This is a genomic window from Leptolyngbya sp. CALU 1928, assembly GCF_056784215.1.
In genome coordinates this window covers 169,493-186,291 of record NZ_JBXBCE010000001.1, presented here as the reverse complement: position 1 = coordinate 186,291, position 16,799 = coordinate 169,493, and the positions used below count along the sequence as shown (strand labels likewise).

18 protein-coding genes are annotated in these 16,799 nt (G+C 47.0%); 11 read left to right on the top strand and 7 right to left on the bottom strand.

Translation table 11 applies throughout. From position 1 onward, the window contains the following. Nucleotides 1-16: 16 nt before the first annotated feature. On the bottom strand, nucleotides 17-157 hold the full coding sequence (locus AC1S5B_RS00805) for a hypothetical protein (RefSeq protein WP_482033822.1): 141 nt from the start codon (nucleotides 155-157) through the stop codon (nucleotides 17-19). A 165-nt stretch (nucleotides 158-322) separates the two neighbouring features. Between AC1S5B_RS00805 and AC1S5B_RS00800 the strand changes: the two genes are divergently transcribed. Genes AC1S5B_RS00800 through AC1S5B_RS00790 form a run of 3 tightly spaced genes read left to right on the top strand, consistent with a single transcriptional unit; the run spans nucleotide 323 to nucleotide 2,077 of the window. Continuing rightward, entirely contained in the window at nucleotides 323-850 is a 528-nt protein-coding gene (locus tag AC1S5B_RS00800; protein WP_482033821.1) for a ligand-gated ion channel, read from the top strand. Nucleotides 851-873: 23 nt separating this feature from the next. After that, complete coding sequence (locus AC1S5B_RS00795) at nucleotides 874-1,533, top strand: ligand-gated ion channel (RefSeq protein WP_482033820.1); 660 nt, start codon at nucleotides 874-876, stop codon at nucleotides 1,531-1,533. A gap of 55 nt (nucleotides 1,534-1,588) precedes the next feature. Next, on the top strand, nucleotides 1,589-2,077 hold the full coding sequence (locus tag AC1S5B_RS00790) for a hypothetical protein (protein WP_482033819.1): 489 nt from the start codon (nucleotides 1,589-1,591) through the stop codon (nucleotides 2,075-2,077). 6 nt (nucleotides 2,078-2,083) lie between these two features. Here AC1S5B_RS00790 and AC1S5B_RS00785 read toward each other — a convergent pair whose 3' ends face one another. The 3 genes from AC1S5B_RS00785 to AC1S5B_RS00775 form a co-directional block, all read right to left on the bottom strand. Continuing rightward, nucleotides 2,084-4,990: an ATP-binding protein gene (locus AC1S5B_RS00785; RefSeq protein ID WP_482033818.1), complete on the bottom strand. Its 2,907-nt coding sequence runs from the start codon at nucleotides 4,988-4,990 to the stop codon at nucleotides 2,084-2,086. Nucleotides 4,991-5,258: 268 nt separating this feature from the next. Beyond that, nucleotides 5,259-6,587, bottom strand: coding sequence for a TldD/PmbA family protein (locus AC1S5B_RS00780; protein WP_482033817.1), 1,329 nt, complete (start codon nucleotides 6,585-6,587; stop codon nucleotides 5,259-5,261). Between the two features lie 89 nt (nucleotides 6,588-6,676). Beyond that, the gene (locus AC1S5B_RS00775; RefSeq protein WP_482033816.1) at nucleotides 6,677-7,537 is read right to left on the bottom strand and encodes a Tab2 family RNA-binding protein; all 861 of its coding nucleotides are present in this window, start codon (nucleotides 7,535-7,537) and stop codon (nucleotides 6,677-6,679) included. A 349-nt stretch (nucleotides 7,538-7,886) separates the two neighbouring features. Here AC1S5B_RS00775 and AC1S5B_RS00770 point away from each other — a divergent pair, with 349 nt between their 5' ends. The 6 genes from AC1S5B_RS00770 to AC1S5B_RS00745 all read left to right on the top strand — a co-directional run bounded on the left by AC1S5B_RS00770 (nucleotide 7,887) and on the right by AC1S5B_RS00745 (nucleotide 12,919). Beyond that, nucleotides 7,887-9,482, top strand: coding sequence for a B12-binding domain-containing radical SAM protein (locus AC1S5B_RS00770; RefSeq protein ID WP_482033815.1), 1,596 nt, complete (start codon nucleotides 7,887-7,889; stop codon nucleotides 9,480-9,482). A gap of 216 nt (nucleotides 9,483-9,698) precedes the next feature. Further along, nucleotides 9,699-10,775 carry an S-layer homology domain-containing protein gene (locus tag AC1S5B_RS00765; RefSeq protein WP_482033814.1) on the top strand — a complete coding sequence of 359 codons (1,077 nt, stop codon included), beginning with the start codon at nucleotides 9,699-9,701 and terminating at the stop codon, nucleotides 10,773-10,775. 186 nt (nucleotides 10,776-10,961) lie between these two features. Beyond that, nucleotides 10,962-11,963, top strand: coding sequence for a TM2 domain-containing protein (locus AC1S5B_RS00760; RefSeq protein ID WP_482033813.1), 1,002 nt, complete (start codon nucleotides 10,962-10,964; stop codon nucleotides 11,961-11,963). A 52-nt stretch (nucleotides 11,964-12,015) separates the two neighbouring features. Beyond that, the gene (locus tag AC1S5B_RS00755; RefSeq protein ID WP_482033812.1) at nucleotides 12,016-12,363 is read left to right on the top strand and encodes a hypothetical protein; all 348 of its coding nucleotides are present in this window, start codon (nucleotides 12,016-12,018) and stop codon (nucleotides 12,361-12,363) included. Nucleotides 12,364-12,401: 38 nt separating this feature from the next. Beyond that, nucleotides 12,402-12,626 carry an addiction module protein gene (locus tag AC1S5B_RS00750; protein WP_482033811.1) on the top strand — a complete coding sequence of 75 codons (225 nt, stop codon included), beginning with the start codon at nucleotides 12,402-12,404 and terminating at the stop codon, nucleotides 12,624-12,626. After that, nucleotides 12,623-12,919, top strand: a complete 297-nt coding sequence (locus AC1S5B_RS00745; RefSeq protein WP_482033810.1) for a type II toxin-antitoxin system RelE/ParE family toxin — start codon at nucleotides 12,623-12,625, stop codon at nucleotides 12,917-12,919. Before AC1S5B_RS00750 ends, AC1S5B_RS00745 begins: the two co-directional genes overlap by 4 nt. A gap of 128 nt (nucleotides 12,920-13,047) precedes the next feature. On the opposite strand, the gene AC1S5B_RS00740 is transcribed toward AC1S5B_RS00745, so the two are convergent. The 3 genes from AC1S5B_RS00740 to AC1S5B_RS00730 all read right to left on the bottom strand — a co-directional run bounded on the left by AC1S5B_RS00740 (nucleotide 13,048) and on the right by AC1S5B_RS00730 (nucleotide 15,207). Continuing rightward, on the bottom strand, nucleotides 13,048-13,953 hold the full coding sequence (locus AC1S5B_RS00740; RefSeq protein ID WP_482033809.1) for a S1 RNA-binding domain-containing protein: 906 nt from the start codon (nucleotides 13,951-13,953) through the stop codon (nucleotides 13,048-13,050). A 122-nt stretch (nucleotides 13,954-14,075) separates the two neighbouring features. Further along, entirely contained in the window at nucleotides 14,076-14,201 is a 126-nt protein-coding gene (locus AC1S5B_RS00735) for a hypothetical protein (RefSeq protein WP_482033808.1), read from the bottom strand. Then, nucleotides 14,191-15,207 (bottom strand): glycosyltransferase, encoded by a 1,017-nt coding sequence (locus AC1S5B_RS00730; RefSeq protein ID WP_482033807.1) that lies wholly within the window; start codon nucleotides 15,205-15,207, stop codon nucleotides 14,191-14,193. The genes AC1S5B_RS00735 and AC1S5B_RS00730 overlap by 11 nt, the downstream gene beginning before the upstream one ends. 344 nt (nucleotides 15,208-15,551) lie before the next feature. Between AC1S5B_RS00730 and AC1S5B_RS00725 the strand changes: the two genes are divergently transcribed. Both AC1S5B_RS00725 and AC1S5B_RS00720 read left to right on the top strand, forming a co-directional pair. Then, entirely contained in the window at nucleotides 15,552-16,022 is a 471-nt protein-coding gene (locus tag AC1S5B_RS00725) for a hypothetical protein (RefSeq protein ID WP_482033806.1), read from the top strand. Nucleotides 16,023-16,153: 131 nt separating this feature from the next. Continuing rightward, entirely contained in the window at nucleotides 16,154-16,774 is a 621-nt protein-coding gene (locus AC1S5B_RS00720) for a TRAP transporter small permease subunit (RefSeq protein WP_482033805.1), read from the top strand. Nucleotides 16,775-16,799: the final 25 nt, after the last annotated feature.

Below are 16,799 nucleotides of genomic sequence, written 5' to 3'. Positions count from 1 at the left end.
AAGCAGAGGCTGGAGTTCAGTATTCCCACTTAGTTCTCCATCCTTGATCTTCAAGCGCCGGAATGTCAGCCTCTACACACAAAACTTTGGGCTTTAGGCAGACGATGTGTTTGAAGTGTTCATGGCGATCGCTAAAACTGAAGTGAATCTGGCTCATCGTGAAGCGGTTTCCAACAGGTACAAGAGGCTAACTACTCGAACGCTGAAAATGGCTGGAGCAAGTCAAACAACCCGTCGAAGCATTAACTACTGAAACTCATCAGACTGCTGTGGTCTAATTAGAGCAAGCCTGTTTATATGAGGGTTAAGCTTAACTTTGAAAATGAAAAGACGTAGGTTTTGCCAATTTATATTAGTCTGCGTTCTAACAGTCGTATGGTGCATTATTGCTTCTACTCATCAGGCTCATGCCTCCAATATAGAAGGACAAAACGAAATTGTTTTATCAAAATTAGAGCCAGAATTGCAGGTTATTAGTCAAATTCCTGACCCATCGGCTCCAACAGAATCATCAAATAATTTTTGGCAAACTGAATCATCAAACTCGGTGCGTCAGCCCAGTCCCTATCAGCCAACTATTGTTTACGTTTATGTCAGGTTAAACACCATTTCACAAATCAACCTACCCGAAAAAACTTACAATGTATCCGCAGAAGTTGTTTTGGAATGGCAAGATGGTCGATTGGCTATTAAGTCTTACGGTAAAGAAACAAATGCTCTATTAAAGTTTAATGGCAATGATGTTGATTCAATCTTAGGAAGAATTTGGTCGCCAAGTTTTACGATTGACAACGAAATTCAGCCACGACAAACACAAAATCGTTCAATTCAGGTTGCTTCCAACGGGTAAGAGTCTACGAACAGTTTAATGATGTGGTGAAATTTGATGCAGATGTCCACACATTTCCTTTTAGTAGCCAAACACTTACGCTAGCGATTAATTCTGCCCTTGACGATCTCAGTACCGTGAGATTTAGTGTCCAAGAATTCAAGTTTAATTCTCCCGATCCAGCCCAACAGATTATTGGACGCTGGTCGCTGCAAAAACTTAATGCGAATACGAGAAGTTTTAACCGTCTTGATTCCAAACTTGGTTTTCCCCAGATCGTTCTATTAATGGACATTCAGCATAAGCCGCAACACATCATTTTCAACTTTTTTATCCCACTATTTATTATTTTTGTGGCTGCCGCTGCCGTCACCTGGATTAACCCAACCCATACTGCTCCTCACACTGCGCCACGAGTGCTAGGGACAATCATATTAATTCTGACAACCATCACGCTCAAGTTTGCCTTGGCTAAAGAGATTCCTGCTGTCAATTACATTACGTTGACGGATGCTGTTTTTGGGATGACGGTTCTTATTTTAATCCTGAGTTTAATCATGTCTTGTGCAATTATATTCTTGAAAGAATATATGCAAAAAGATGTTCTATCTAAAAGGCTCAACATCAATTTCAGAAAAACTTATCCACTGTTATATGTGGCTTGCATAGGTGTCATTTTCCTGTTTTTCACAATGGTGTATTAGAACTCTTGATTGTCTATTTATAGATTGTAGAAATCTTCAGATTATTCACTCAATTATGGTTAATTTTGTTCGTGCCGATGCCTCCATACTTCATTTAGATTGTGCTGCTGCTCTCAGTCGGGTTTGCCACGAAATTAATTGGGACTATGGCGAAGTTTGGATGCCGAATCTAGAAGGAACATTGCTTGAAATCAATCCGGTTTGGTATGGGAATCAAAACCGAAGCAGCGATCGCTTGGATGATCTGAGAAAGTTTAGAGCCTGTAGTGAACAATTCGCTTTATCGATTGACGAAGGATTGCCGGGAAGGATTTGGCGATCGCGCCAGACTGAGTGGATTAACGATATTTCTACACAGTCAGAAGGCTACTTTCTTCGTAACCAAATTGCGAAAGCATTCAATCTCAAAGCCGGGTTTGGATTCCCAGTTTTTTGCGAACCAGAGATTCTCGCAATCTTTGTATTTTTCACTGATCATGCTTGCGAAGAAGACCTCAGTTTAATTCAACGTGCGATCGCGGCAGCAACTCCAGCAGCAGGATAAAAAATCTTAATACTCTGCACTCAGTATTTTTTCTATCTCCTCTTGTGATTGATAGAGGGGAATTTCAATCATAAATTCTGTGCCTTTACCAGGAGCAGAGATGCACTTGAGTTGTCCCCCGTGCTTTTCTGTCACAATGTCGTAGCTGATGGATAAGCCTAACCCGGTGCCCTTGCCGATAGGCTTTGTGGTAAAGAAAGGGTCGAAGAGTCGCCGCTGGGCTGTTTCTGGAATGCCGCATCCATTATCGGCTATGCGGATAATAATTTGTTTTGTAGGCGAAAGTTCGGTGTAAATCCGAATGGTAGGAGAGTGCAGAGTTTTAAGTTCTAAGTTTTGAGTTTTAGGTTCTGTGGAACTCAATACTGAGAATTGTGGGCTTTCTTCTAGGGCATCGATCGCGTTGCTAATCAAATTCATAAATACTTGATTCAACTGTCCGGCATAGCATTCCACGAGGGGCAACTTGCCGTAGTCTTTAATGATTTGAATATCGGGGCGATCGCCTTTAGCCTTTAGCCGACTTTGCAAAATCATTAAGGTGCCTTCAATGCCATCGTGAATATCCACTTCTTTTACAGCCGCCTCGTCGGTGCGAGAAAAGTTGCGGAGAGACACGACAATTTGCCGAATGCGATCGGCTCCTACTTTCATAGACTTCAGCATCCGGGGCAGATCTTCTAGGATAAACTCCAGATCAATTGTTTCCGCTTCCGCAAGAATCTTTTCTCCGGGGTTAGGAAGTTGTTCCTGATAGAGCTTCATTAAGCCCAGCAAATCTTGAGTATATTGGTCGGCATGACTGAGGTTGCCAGAAATAAAGTTGACGGGGTTATTGATTTCGTGGGCAACCCCTGCCACCAGTTGCCCTAAGCTAGACATCTTCTCGCTCTGCACCAGTTTGGATTGGGTTTGCTGCACATAGCGCAACGCTTCTTCTAGCTGTTGGGTTTGTTGCCGCAGTTGTCCTTCCGATTGTCGCAATGATGCTTCTGCTAAGGTGCGTTCGGTAATGTCCCGTAGAATTACCACGTATTCTTGCCGATCTTCCTGAGCGCGATCAGAGATGGATACCTCCAAGGTCTGAGGCCAGTCTGGAGAAGATAATCGCTGCTCGCTTCTGGCTTTCCACTGCGCTGGGTCACGGGCTAACTCAGTTAATTGATCGCTTAAGGGATGTCCAATTAAGTCAGCGGATTGTAGCCCAAAGAGAGCGATCGCGGCGGGGTTTGCTTGCCGAATCACTCCCGTTTCATCCACTACCACAATGCCATCTTGGGCAATGGTAAACAGATATTCGGCAGATTCACGAGCTTCTGCCATTGCTACCACTTGGGGCAAGCTTGTCCAGCAGGCGATCGCGACTCCCACGAACGCCACCAGCATTAACAGCACCACAATCAGATGGCTACCTTGCGCTTGCTGAGCGACATCTAAAATTGCCCGAAATTGCCAGCCCGTCAGCATAGCCGCACACAGCAACACGATTAACATCGTCACCTGCACCACGACTGAATCGCGGGCGATGGTCAATGGCGATCGCTTATATTGCTGAATCCACCACTCCGGCTGACAAATGCCAACGGGCGCAAGGCGAATTCCCCGATCGATCGCCAAAATGATCAACGGGACCGCCAACCCTAGCACAAAGGCTTGCCAGCCCCAGGCAATGCCGCCGACTAATAGCACCGCCACTTCCAGACCAAAAATGGCGATCGCCACCCAAGGCAACAAAACCTCCGGTTTATGCCGCTGCAACCATAGCCCCAAATGTACCGCCATAATCGAAACTAACCAGCCCACATTCCCCACAACCACGGTTTCTGCCACATTGCCCCGAAGCAAGCAGAGCAAACTCAGCCCCAAGGTTAAAGTCAAGGCAGGACCCAACACGCCCCGTTTAGATACCACCGCAAACACAGGCGCAAGATGCTGATCCAACGCAAGCTGATACAACATCCGGGGACAGTTGGAGACAACGGTGGCACAGCACAGCAAACAATCCGCTGCCAGCAAAAAGGTAATAATCAACGCTGCCCAGTTGCCCCAAAAAGGCTGAGCCGCCGTCAACAGGCTGAGAAAGTGATTTTCGTGCGTGCCTGTAGAAAGCCGTAGCAGCACCCAAGAGCCGCCCAGATAAATACAGGGCATTAACCAGGCAGCCACGCCCAAAAAGCGCAGCGACCCTTGAGGATTGCGACTATCCGCCACAAATGCCGACGCAGACTCGCAGGCATAGGAGGCGTAGCTGACAAACAAAAACCATTTTGCCCACTCGAAAAAACTAGGGGGAGCCACGCTTTGCAGCCCTGTCCAATCGCTGGGAAAAAAGCCCGGACTTGCTGGAGAAAGCGCCAACCAACCCAATCCCTGAAGACAAAATGCCAGCAGCAATCCGATCGCGGGGATCACAAAAAACAAATGCAGAATACTCAGGGCACGAGTACCGCTAAATGCCACCACAAACGGCAATAGTGTAAATCCAACCTTTAATAGTGTTTCGGGACAGGCAATCCCCAGCATATTTAGATTGACGCTGATCAAATCTGTCAGCACGATCGCATTAATCGGCAGCACCGATACCCAGCTAAAAAAATAGCCAATAGCGGCGTAGCGCGCAAGCCAAGGATATTCCTTGAGTAGGCGCGTAGCATAGTTGGGGGTGCCGCCTGCCACATCCATAAAGTGGGTTCCTAATCGCTTCACCTGGTAGTTCAGCAACATGCCAAATAAGGTTGCTGGAATCCAAACATAGATAGCTTGAAAGCCAAGGGCTTCATGCACCGACGGCGCGACATTGATCCAGATAATGTGCCCAGTCAACCCAAAGCCCCAGGTTTCAGCAGCGCTGAGGCTTCTAGTCAGATGGGTGAAGGGAGACTGACGCAACGCAGGGCTATCAAGGGAGGTCATAAATAAACCAGGTTGTTACAGAAACAATTATGCAAACTCCGGCTAGCCTAGAAACTGCTAGACAAGACACAAAAAGTTCAAAAGTTAGACGTATCGCACTGGCAGATGCTTTTTAGAGAAAAACCTACGCATTTTGTGACAATAGGCGATCGCAAAAGCCTATTAAACTTAACATTCCCAATAATTTAAGGGAATTTAGATTGCCTAGTAAGCTGAGATTGTTGAATTCTCGATAAAGATTGTCTCGAATTGCTGACAAATGAGATCGCTAACCTTGCCCCGTCACCGATAACCCATCCACGATCAGGGAGGGCGTATGGCAAGAGCCATTCCAATCAGCATCGCCGCCTAGTTCAACTAAATTTTTGAGTGCCGTATAAACGTTGCCTGACACCATCGTGTCTTTCACTCGCCCTAAAATTTTGCCATTTTTGACGCGATAGCCTAAATCCACGTTAATTGAAAATTCACCCGAAATTCCGGCTCCGCCGCCCAGCATTTGATCTACGATGATGCCGTCATCCAAACTGGAGATCAGTTGATCTAACGATTTTGCATCGGTTGATCGTGGTGTTTTGGATTCCACAATCAGGTTAAATAAGCCCGGTGTAGGATAGCTGCCCAATCCCGAACGAAAGCCATTGCCCGTTGTGCCGCTGCCGAGGGTTCGTCCGGTGGTGCGATCAGCATAAAACAGCTTCAAAACTCCGCTATCAATAAAAGTAATGGGTCGAGTTGGAGCGCCTTCATCGTCAAACGGGCAGCTAAAAGGTCCGCGATTGGGATGCTGTGAAAGAGTCAATGCTTCAGAAGTGACGATCTCATTTAAGCGATCGCTCCAAGGTGAAGCGCCTTCAATCACCTGTTTCCCATTTAATGCTGCCTGCACGGTGTCCCACAGCATATCTGCTGCTTTGGAGGTAAACAAAATGGGCATTCGTCCACTCACCGTTTGAATGTTGTCGGTCGCCCAATGCAAGCGCTGCAAGATCTGTTCAACCAAGGCATTGGGATCTAGTTGATCGCGCTGAGTCTGACCATCATAAATGCTTAAAAAATCATCCCCGCGTACCCATTCAGCCGATAGCGAAGCGCTCAGCGTCGTATCAGTGTAGCCACAGTCCATTCCTTTGGACGTGATCAACCGCGTGGTTTCAGCATCACATTCCCATTCCGCTTCACACAGCACCTCCGGATAGGCATCGCGCACCAAGGCGATCGCCTGTTTGCCCCAGTCCACTAGCTGCTCCACGGATACGGCTGCTCCCATATCGGGATACTGCACCTCCGTCGCCTCTGCCAATTCAATGGTTTCTGGCTCATTCAAGTCGCTCAGTGCCAGCGCCCGCGTCACCAAGTCTTGAGGCTCCACAGGACCATAGGCAACCGCTAACCCAGGGCAGCCCTGCCGCCATAATCGCAGCGCCAAGCCTTCTGCCTGAGCGCTTTCTAGCTGTTTTAGCCGATTTGCTTCAAAAAAAACCGGACGAGACAAAGACTGCGCCTGAAATACTTCTGCCGCCTCCGCACCCGATTTCATCGCTAGCTCAAGCAGTTGCTCTGCCAGCGTTTGTTTCTGCAAATCCTGCGAACTCATAATTTTCAATCGATGGCAATTAGCGTTTTGAGTGAGAAGGGGTCAACCGTTAGGATCTAACCGACTAACACTTCACGACTATCATCAACTTACGCTAAATTGGACTCCTGCAATAACCAGAATCCAGCAAACGACTCTACATCAGGCGAGGATTGAACCGCTAAAAAATGCACTCCTTTTGCCTGCTGTTTTGCGGTTTCAAAGTTGATCGCTTCGGCTTGAAGGCTGGCATTCACTAAATCGGCAAGAATCCAGCGATCGCTCACCCCCGTTTCTAACAGCAGCCGAGGCGGATCAGAGTCAAATTTAAAGTATCCCAACTCCAAACCAGACATCCACGCTGCCAAAGGAGTGGCCCGATCGGAAAAAATCACCAAACCTGGAATGACAGCAGCCTCAGTCAACCCAGCCAAACTCAGGGGAAAAGATTCGCCAAACCCAACATCCCAGTCGCCCAAGTCATCAAATGCCAGAGCTGGCAAGGTCACCAGTGCCCACTTTTGCCCCTGCAAAGCATCCGGTAGAGAGCGTGCAGTGGTCGTTCCAAAACTAACAGTAGGATTCGCTCCAGGCTGAAATCCGGGCATTTTCGGATAGTCTTGCTCAAGCCGCTGCTGCATCCATTGGTTGAGGGCATAGGTTCGCCGGCTCATGGTTGCCGAAACCCCCAGATCCGAGCAGGCTTTACTGATCATATTGTTCATTGCCTGACGAAAAAAGCGGATTTTATCTGGTGGGCTGGGAGCTTGGGCGATCGCGTTTTCCAAAACCTCCTTCAGCTTGACCGAATTCACCTCCGCATTAGAACAATATTCGGCATAGCGAAACAGGTCTTCTGGCTTAGCTCCTATATCAACCGGACTCTCACAAACCAGCACTTCCCAAATTTTTTTTCCATCTTCATCTAAAATCGGACGTGAGTAAAAATCTATTTCCCAAATTGTCGTCATATAGGGACCACCAGCAGAACAAAGCCAAGATACCTGTAAACCCTATCACAGTTAGGTTTCGCGGAAGTGACGGAATTCTGGCTGACTCAACAACTTTCCTGGCTATCTGTTGATCGTCCTAGGAGATTTCTGTAGATTAATAGTCAATTGAAGGGTTGTCGTGACATCATAAACCAGAGTCGTGGTAAAGCATGGGTATTCATTGTCTAGATAAGGTAGGAACTTCCGCCCATACCATCAGTCAATCTAATCCAGGTCATGACATCTTAAGCCAGTGCCATAATGGACAGATCGTACTGGATTAACTGTCATACTACGACCCAACTCCTAATACTATGTGTGAGTTTGAATGAACGTTTTACTCCTCTATCCTCGGTTTCCCAAAAGCTTTTGGTCGTTTGAAAAGACGCTAGCCCTGCTCAACCGAAAAGCGATGCTCCCACCTCTTGGGCTGATCACAGTGGCAGCAATTTTGCCCCAAGAATGGAACTTTAAACTAGTTGATTTAAACATTCGGGAAGCGACTGAGGCAGAGTGGAACTGGTCAGAACTGGTGATCATGTCTGCGATGATCGTGCAAAAAGACGATTTACTCGCCCAAATTCGAGAATGCAAACGACGCGGTAAGGCAGTAGCAGTAGGTGGTCCCTATCCGACCGCATTGCCCGATGAAGCGAAGGCTGCGGGCGCAGATTACATGATTTTGGACGAAGGGGAAATTACTCTGCCCATGTTTGTTGAGGCGATCGCGCGGGGCGATCGCGCCGGTATTTTTCGGGCAGGTGGCGAAAAGCCTGATGTCACAGGCACTCCCGTTCCCCGGTTCGATTTGCTGCAAATGGAGTCCTACGCCGAAATGTCGGTTCAGTTTTCGCGGGGATGCCCCTTTCAATGCGAATTCTGCGACATTATCGTCCTGTATGGGCGCAAACCTCGCACTAAAGCTCCCGAACAAATTCTTGCCGAACTTCAGTATCTCTATGACTTGGGTTGGCGACGTAGCATCTTCATGGTGGATGACAATTTTATTGGCAACAAGCGCAACGTCAAGCTGTTTTTGAAGCAGATGCAGCCTTGGATGGTGGAACATGCCTTTCCCTTCTCCTTTGCCACTGAAGCGTCGGTAGATTTGGCACAAGACCAAGAACTGATGGACATGATGGTCGCTTGCAACTTTGGCTCGGTGTTTTTAGGAATTGAAACCCCGGATGAAGACAGCCTTGCCATGACCCAAAAGTTTCAAAACACGCGAGATCCTCTCAGCGATGCGGTCAAGAATATTGCCCGGTCTGGATTACGCGTCATGGCAGGATTCATCATCGGGTTTGATGGTGAAAAAGCGGGGGCTGGTCAACGAATTGTCAAATTTGTAGAAGAAACGACCATTCCAACGGCGCTATTCAGTATGCTGCAAGCGTTGCCTGACACCGCCCTATGGCATCGGTTGATCAAAGAAGGACGGCTTCGCGGTGAGTCTACTTCTGGCAACCAAACTGCTTTGATGAACTTTGTGCCCACCCGTCCTTTAGAAGACATTGCCCACGAGTTTGTGGAAGCGTTTTGGGAACTGTATGAACCCAAGAAATTTTTATCACGCACCTACCGCCATTTCATGCTGCTGAGTGAAGCCAACTACCCAGATAAAGGTAAAGTAGCCCAGAAGAAAATCGATCGGGTAGCCCTGAGAGCGATCGCCATCATTTTTTGGCGGCAAGGGGTTGTACGAGATACTCGTTGGATGTTTTGGCGCTATCTGTGGGGCATGTATCAACACAACCGAGGCGGTCTTAGCAGCTATCTTTCAACCTGCGCTCAGATTGAACACTTTGTTGAATACCGCGAAATTGTTCGCCGTGAAATTGAGGCACAGGTCGTCGAGTTTTTGAAGGAAGATTCAACCGTACCAGTAGAAGAAAAAGAAAAAGTCGCCCATCCCGTCGCATAGGAGTTCCTGATATAGCGGTAGTCAAAATAGTTAGGACAAGCAATAGGGCGTAAACCTAGGTATACATACCTCTTTACCTCCCAACACCTGATACCTGACACCTGACACCTGACACCTGCTGTATTTTCCTGATGGCGCGCTAAAACGCTGTATCCGTTAGTGGACTGCCAGCAATTTGCTGGAGTTTTTTCATGTTCTCTACAGCGGATACAGCCTATGCAGTTTGCAAAGATTATGACCGTGACAACCCTGACCTCACTTTCAGGGTTTTTTCTTTACAATGCCGTTCACGAATTAGGGACTGAAACGGGCGATTCCTCTAGGGATGGTTTCACGAATCGCCCACCCGATGACGAGCAAGATGCAATCCAACCAGAGCAAACGACTCCCTCAAGTAGCAGGAGTGCAATTTCAAAGCCTGAAAAGTTAACGCCTCGTAAAAATCCCATGGTGAGGGTTGCTCAATCGGAGCGATCGCCCAAGCCGCTGCCCAATAGCACTTTTCCCGCTGAATTCATCAGAAGTGCTGCCCCGCCTGAGACTATTTCTTTACGTGAAATTAAACGCTTGCAGCAAGAGAATCCTGCCCCCGCCGCGCCGCTTTCCCAAAATGATGTTGCTGGTCACTGGGCGGAATACTACATTGAAAGCTTAGTCTCCCGCAGCGTCATCCAAGGGTTTCCTGATGGCAGTTTTCGCCCCGATCAAGCGGTCACTGAAATAGAATTTTCTACCATGGCTCAACTTGCCTTTCAAGGGAACCCTTCGTCGTCTATGACTTATGGCACCTTAAAAACCGCCTTAAACCATACGCCTTCTCGCGCCGAAGCCGCTGCCTTTATTTATCGGAATTTGACGCAAACTGAATCTACACCCATCGTCACTAGCATTCAAATCAGCGGCGAAGTGGTGCGCCCCGGTGCCTATTCCTTAGCGGCACTGAACGATGCCCGAATTTCACGTAAAAATAGTATGCCCACCGTAGCTAACGCGATTCGTCAAGCCGGAGGCAGTCTTGCCACCGCAGATCTCCAGCAGGTAGAAATCCATCGAATGGGCGACGATGGGAAACCAAACGTGATTCGGGTGAATCTAGCAAATGCTCAAACGAGCGATCGCAGCCCAGATGTGATGGTGCAGCAGGACGATCGCCTCGTGATTCGGGCAGTTGCACCTACGGCTCAGCAGCCAATCGAGCAAACTGAACCCACAAAGCCAGTGGAAACTGTGACTCAGCAGGCGATCGCCCCATCAGGGGTATTAATCAATAATCACCAACAAGATGTCAAATAATCCTTGACAGATAAAGGAGAACAGCAATCAGGGGAGCATGGAGACAATAAGATCGCTGGTTGGGTGCAATAGAACAGGTGGTTAGGTTTTACTCACTCATGGGAATACTGAAACAGATAAATCACTGCTCTATGCCTCAAAAAGCTACGACAAAATATCTATTCCCCGAATTTTAGGTTGCTTCATATGTCCCAGCAAAATGTCCTTGAATCAGCTAAACAGGGAAACCCTAATGCTATTGCTGTTTTAATAAACCGAAACCTTCAGCAAAAAGGGATTGTTGCAAAAGTCAGCAGAAAAGGCTCTTGCCTAAGAATTATGCTGGAATCAAGCGCGGTACTAAACCAATTAAGTCTGGTTGAATTTGTTTGTAACGGCATCAAAAAACTTGAAGTAGTTGGCATTGATACACTTCAAGTGTTTGGGCGGCAAGCAGGAGATGATGTACCATCTTGGAGCCGGATCATTGCTTTAGGAGCAGATCAATCTACAACCCCTCAAAATCAGGGACAAACCTCTGATCTTTACTTAAGCAAAAGCAGATTAGCTTCTGAGGATGAAACAGGCTTTAAAGTAAAACACAACGGTCAAGAGCTTGTTGCATCTGATATTGAGCAGTTAAAAGAGTGGATTCATAAAGGTCAGATTGCTCTAACTGATTATGCCTACAATCCCATTCTGAAAAAATGGATGTATGTGCGGGAGTTGGCAGAGATTGAATCTATTGTTAAACAGCAAGAATCTTCTACACAAGCCAATAAATACAACCAGATGAGCTTTGTTTTTGCTGGTCTTGGTTTGTTAATGCTATTTATTTTTCCCATTGCTGGAGTGGCTTTGCTAATTATCGGCGTTGTTTTCTCCGCTATGTACTACACCCAAAAAGTAACAACCGATAATGGCAAAGTAGTGCCAACATATGCAAATCACGGAACTTCCATACAAGCTAAAACATCAAAATCCAGGATTACAACATCCCTTTTGGCAATCTTGCTAGGTGGTCTCGGTATCCATTTTTTCTACTTAGAGGCTTGGGGTTGGGGGCTTATCTCTATTCTGTTATGTTGGACGTATCTTCCTGCAATCGCAGGGCTAATTTTAGGGATTCGTTACCTCACCATGTCGGATATGGAGTTTGAGCGCAAAGCCAAGAAAGTTCAAGGTGCTTTTGGTCGTATTGAATTTTGAGCCGTGTTCTAGCGTCGTCAAGCTAGCAAGTCATAGCAGGGGACGGACAAAAGTGCTGCTGGGGTTGCTGATGTTGCTTGCCACGGTTGCATTTTGCCGTTATATCACTTTACAAATCATCATGGAAAGGCTAACACTTCAAGTCCGAACAAACGATAATTTGCTGGATCTACTTGCCAAGTCTGAATCTGCGGCTTGGGTTGTAGCAGAAGACAAGGTTCAAGAGATTACTCATATTCAAGTTGTGAACTTTGGTGGCACGCAAATGATTGAAGGTATATTTGACCAAAGCGCTAGTTATAGATCAGGGGATGGTAGGCTCGTTATAAAGTTTTTAGATGGGCACATCATTAATTGTGCGGTTCAGTTTGTGGGGCAGAACCCTGTCCGTTACATTTAAGATGTAATAGCTACGCCTCTGGCATTTTGGGTCGCTGTATGGACATCACAACCACCTTAAATCAGATCATTACACTCAGTATTCAAGATCGCATTCGCCTCGTGCAAGCCATCTTAGACAGTATTGCAGCAGAACAAGACTATCTCGACCTTACAGACTTTCAGAAACAGGAACTAGATCGTCGAATTGACGATTATGAAGCGAATCCTGACAACGTGCTGACTTGGGAAGAAGTTAAAGCTTCGGTTAAAGCACGAAGATGAATTATGTACTGGTGTTCCGCCCAGAAGTTCGTAAAGAACTTGATGAAGCGTACAGTTGGTATGAAAGTCAAGAATTAGGGCTAGGCGACGATTTTCTAGAGCAGGTTGACGAGGCTTTAGATCGAATCTGCCAGATGCCAGAGTCTTACCCTACTGTTTATCGTGATGTTCGGCGAGCCGTAGTACGACGCTTTCCCTATATCATCTACTACCGTATCGTATCTAGTCGAGTGATAGTAACCGCAGTCTTTCACGGGCGTAGAAATCCGAAAGTGGGGCAGACGCGAACCTAACAACGTTGTGGCAAAGTTAGTCGGCAACCGTTCAACCGGAACGATAGGAAGGTTTGGATGCCATTCCAGATTTCCGTGTCATCGTGTCTTCCCCCACCGCGTTTTCTCGTCTTTCGACAATTTTGCGCTTACCCATTCATTAACAGCTTGAGAGCTTTCTCCTGGCGGTTTTCAGCTTCTGCCATCACATCTGCCATTTTTTCCAGCATTTCACCAGGGTAGTTTTCTAACACTTTGGTAGAAAGGGAAATTCTGCCCTTTGCTTCGTCCAAGTCGGCGATCATCGCTTTGATGATTTGCCCGACTTGAAACAGATTTGGCAGGGATTCTACATAGTTTTTGCTGATTTGGTTGATGTGCAGCAAGCCGCTGGTGCCGCCCAGATCGACAAACACACCAAATGGTTTAATACCGCTGATTTTGCCTTCTATAAGTTGCCCAATTTCAAACTGGCTAACCGCAGCGGAGCGAGTTGCTAATCGATTAGAAAGAACCAGTTTCCCCTTTTCCTGATTGATTTCTAAGATATTGGCGGTGAGGGTGGTGCCCACGAGAGATTCTAGGTCATCGCGCTCTAGCAGATGCGATCGCGGAATAAAGCCGCGCAATCCTTGCACATCTACCGTCACGCCGCCTTTGTTAACACCCGTTACCTTAACAGACATGCTTTGGGTGCTGTCTTGCAACTCTGCCATGTGTTCCCACATCTGCCGAATTTCTAGCTGCTTGAGCGAGAGCGTCACCTGTCCATCGGCATCCTGTTCGCGGATGATCAAAAAGTCGCGTGATTCTCCAATGGGCAAAATCATTTCTGGATCGCGAATATCTCGCAAACTCGCTTCATCCGCAGAGAGAAAGGCTAGGGATTTTGCGCCAATGTCGATATAAATGCCGTCAGTTTCATAGCTGATGGCTTTGCCGGATACCGTTTGTCCGCTCTTAAATCCATAATCATAGTTCTCCAAAGCTTTGGCAAAGTCATCCATTGAGAAAGATTCCGCCGCTGAGTGGGAGGCAGTTGATTTTGGTTCCATAGGTCTGACAAATTAGTGAGCTTTCCTACTATAAAGCTTGTCGAGAAATGTGGTGTGTGACAAGTTGTGGGGTTGAAATAATCAAGGGGACTTTGCCACTGTAATTCCAATGCCTAGGTCACTTACGCATCAAACAATAAAGCGGCATGTTGGCAGGATTGATCAGTATATCCCAGCGATAGAGTGCGTGCTTCGATCGCTGAGTGAGATGCCAAGCGAGTGTTGAGGGCGATCGCTTCAAAATTCATCCAAAATTTTACCTAAGCGCGACCCAGTGATTTCATCTGAGAAATTTGCTGCGGCATAAGTGCCAGCCTGCTTTGCTAGACCATTGCGAAAGACGGAATCAGACCATAGCTGAGCGATAGAATCCACGAGCGCACTCGTGGAATAGGGTTTGACTAATAGTCCTGTTTTTCCATGCTGGATGTAGTCTTCAGTGCCAACACAGTGCGTTGCGATCACGGGGCGGCTCATTCGCATATTTTCAACTAAAGTTACTTGCCCCGCAGCCGTGGCAGTATCTTTTAAGGGAATCACGTTCAACCTGGCTTTTTGAGCCAGACGATAGCATTCCTCCGTTGTGAGTCCTGAGATAATTTTTACGTTGTCAGGAATTTTGAGATGACTGAGAGCATGATGACCTGCGACAACCACGGTGCGTATCCCAAGTGGCTCCACAGCATCAAAAAAGGTTTGATAATCTCGATTCGCAGACCCCATTGCCAAGATAAATGGATTCTCGATATCTTCTGTTTCTAGAATTGGAATGGGCGATCGCTGAAGAGGAACAAACTCAAAATTTTCTTGAGGCATTCCTAGCCAATCGCTAAGGGTTTCGCACTCTCGCCGGGAGTGAACCACAAACTTATCTACGTCTTTAAGCGCTGCTCGAGAAAGTGCCTGTTTTAGATTGGGATACAGGGTTCCTAGGTTGAAACACCAAGCAATGAGCGGCACGTCTTTCCGAGAGAAGCGTTTTCTTAAACCCACCATGCTAGCAAGCTGAGGAAATACGGTAATCACTCCGCCTGTAGTAGATTGCCAAGCAAACCCACTTTGCTGCCAGTAGCCCAGCCATTCTTTAGTCTGAGTGGTGCGAGAGGTGCGATGATGCCAGCTTTGCTCTGCCAAAGTGTCTTGGCGAAAGATCTTAGTAAAAAAGTGACGATTGCCTGGAATAAAATTATCCAACCATACGGCAGTCGGATGTGATTTTGGCGTAAAAAATGGTGCGGCAACAGTCCAGTGCATAATCCTAAATTTTTGACAGAGCTTCAAACTGCGAACACACTACGTAGTAGAGTCAGTCCAACTAAAATTTCTAAAATTTAATTCGGTGTATTCACACGGAGTCTCGGTGCATTCACACGGAATATATTCTCGTGAAGGTACTGTTGTATTTCTTCACATTGGTTTATACGAACCGTATCACGCTCTTATTTCAAATCTCAATCGTCCAGAAGACAGATGTGGAAAATTACGGATGCGCTCTACGTAACTCTATCTTTCGGACGAGTTGAAATCGCTTTATGGGTACAGGCGGAGTGATAAGAAATACCAGTATCGTGAAGTGACTGAGTTCTGAGCCATTGACTATGACAAACTTTAATACCCCGCAGCCCAACGATCGCCCCTCTACCTCCGTACCTCCTCAAAATATTGATACTCAAAGCCGACTTGCTGAACAGCGCACCTCCGAAGCTGCCCAGCGCGATCGCGAAGATAGTAATGCCTTTGGCGGATTAATGTTAGGTATGTTGCTAACTGCCTTAGTGGGTCTGGGGGCTGCTGCCTATTATTTCTTGAATAACCAAAGACCTACTAATACGACTATCATTACGCCTAACCCAGTAAGCAGCCCTTCGCCTCAAGTGAAAGAACGCATTATTGAACGCGATCGCATCGTTCCCGTTCCTCAACAATCTGCGGCTCCGGCTCCTAATGTGAATGTGACGATCCCCAACCCTGTAGCTCCGCAAGCACCCGCCGCACCAGTTGCTCCAGCAGCCCAGCCAGCGCCAGAACAGCGGATCCCAGAGTCCTCCCCTGCTCCGGTTGGACAATAACTGAATCAACTAAAAAGCGATCGCTTAACTGTCTTAATTGTTTAGAGCGATTGAGAGCGATCGCCTTCCCCGTTGAACTGACATGATATTATCGTGTGCAAAACTTGTAGGCTCTATAGAAGCACTTAGTCTTGCATACCTTTATCAAGCCTTCTCATATCCGTGCCCTCCTTAAACTTTCTCAAGCTATCGATCGCGTCACGGACGTTCTCGGTGGCTTTAGTGCGTGGATGGTGATTCTGACGATCGCAGTTGGGTTCTATAACGTCGTTGCCCGCTACATTGGACGGCTAATTGGACTCAAACTATCGTCCAACGCATTAATCGAACTGCAATGGTATTTGTTTTCATTAATGTTTTTGCTGGGTTTTGCCTACATTCTTAAACAGGGCGCTAATGTCCGAGTTGATTTTCTCTATGCCCGTTGGAGTGAAAAACGACAAGCGCTAGTCGATTTTCTGGGCACCGTCTTTTTTCTGATTCCCTTTTGTGTGTTGGGAATTTGGGTGAGTACCAATCCTGTTTTGCAGTCTTGGGGAGTTTTGCCGGATGGCACTTTGGGCAGTTGGGAAGTATCCCCGGATGCTGATGGGTTGCCACGAGCGCCGATCAAAACCATGCTAATTGTTGGCTTCACCCTGTTACTGGCTCAGGCGATGTCCCAAGCGATTAAGTATCTGGCGATTTTGAAGGGATACACGCACGGTGTCCACATCTTGCAGGAAGATGCCAAACAATTGCCGATTGAATAGGACGCATAGATCGAATTGGCTCCAA

What these genes read in the sequence shown, in the direction of transcription:
- AC1S5B_RS00800 (WP_482033821.1), top strand. Translation starts at nt 323, where the DNA reads ATGAAAAGACGTAGGTTTTGCCAATTTATATTAGTCTGCGTTCTAACA.
- AC1S5B_RS00785 (WP_482033818.1), bottom strand. Translation starts at nt 4,990, where the DNA reads ATGACCTCCCTTGATAGCCCTGCGTTGCGTCAGTCTCCCTTCACCCAT.
- AC1S5B_RS00790 (WP_482033819.1), top strand. Translation starts at nt 1,589, where the DNA reads ATGGTTAATTTTGTTCGTGCCGATGCCTCCATACTTCATTTAGATTGT.
- AC1S5B_RS00750 (WP_482033811.1), top strand. Translation starts at nt 12,402, where the DNA reads ATGGACATCACAACCACCTTAAATCAGATCATTACACTCAGTATTCAA.
- AC1S5B_RS00760 (WP_482033813.1), top strand. Translation starts at nt 10,962, where the DNA reads ATGTCCCAGCAAAATGTCCTTGAATCAGCTAAACAGGGAAACCCTAAT.
- AC1S5B_RS00780 (WP_482033817.1), bottom strand. Translation starts at nt 6,587, where the DNA reads ATGAGTTCGCAGGATTTGCAGAAACAAACGCTGGCAGAGCAACTGCTT.
- AC1S5B_RS00730 (WP_482033807.1), bottom strand. Translation starts at nt 15,207, where the DNA reads ATGCACTGGACTGTTGCCGCACCATTTTTTACGCCAAAATCACATCCG.
- AC1S5B_RS00770 (WP_482033815.1), top strand. Translation starts at nt 7,887, where the DNA reads ATGAACGTTTTACTCCTCTATCCTCGGTTTCCCAAAAGCTTTTGGTCG.
- AC1S5B_RS00805 (WP_482033822.1), bottom strand. Translation starts at nt 157, where the DNA reads ATGAGCCAGATTCACTTCAGTTTTAGCGATCGCCATGAACACTTCAAA.
- AC1S5B_RS00725 (WP_482033806.1), top strand. Translation starts at nt 15,552, where the DNA reads ATGACAAACTTTAATACCCCGCAGCCCAACGATCGCCCCTCTACCTCC.
- AC1S5B_RS00775 (WP_482033816.1), bottom strand. Translation starts at nt 7,537, where the DNA reads ATGACGACAATTTGGGAAATAGATTTTTACTCACGTCCGATTTTAGAT.
- AC1S5B_RS00745 (WP_482033810.1), top strand. Translation starts at nt 12,623, where the DNA reads ATGAATTATGTACTGGTGTTCCGCCCAGAAGTTCGTAAAGAACTTGAT.
- AC1S5B_RS00740 (WP_482033809.1), bottom strand. Translation starts at nt 13,953, where the DNA reads ATGGAACCAAAATCAACTGCCTCCCACTCAGCGGCGGAATCTTTCTCA.
- AC1S5B_RS00735 (WP_482033808.1), bottom strand. Translation starts at nt 14,201, where the DNA reads ATGAATTTTGAAGCGATCGCCCTCAACACTCGCTTGGCATCTCACTCA.
- AC1S5B_RS00765 (WP_482033814.1), top strand. Translation starts at nt 9,699, where the DNA reads ATGCAGTTTGCAAAGATTATGACCGTGACAACCCTGACCTCACTTTCA.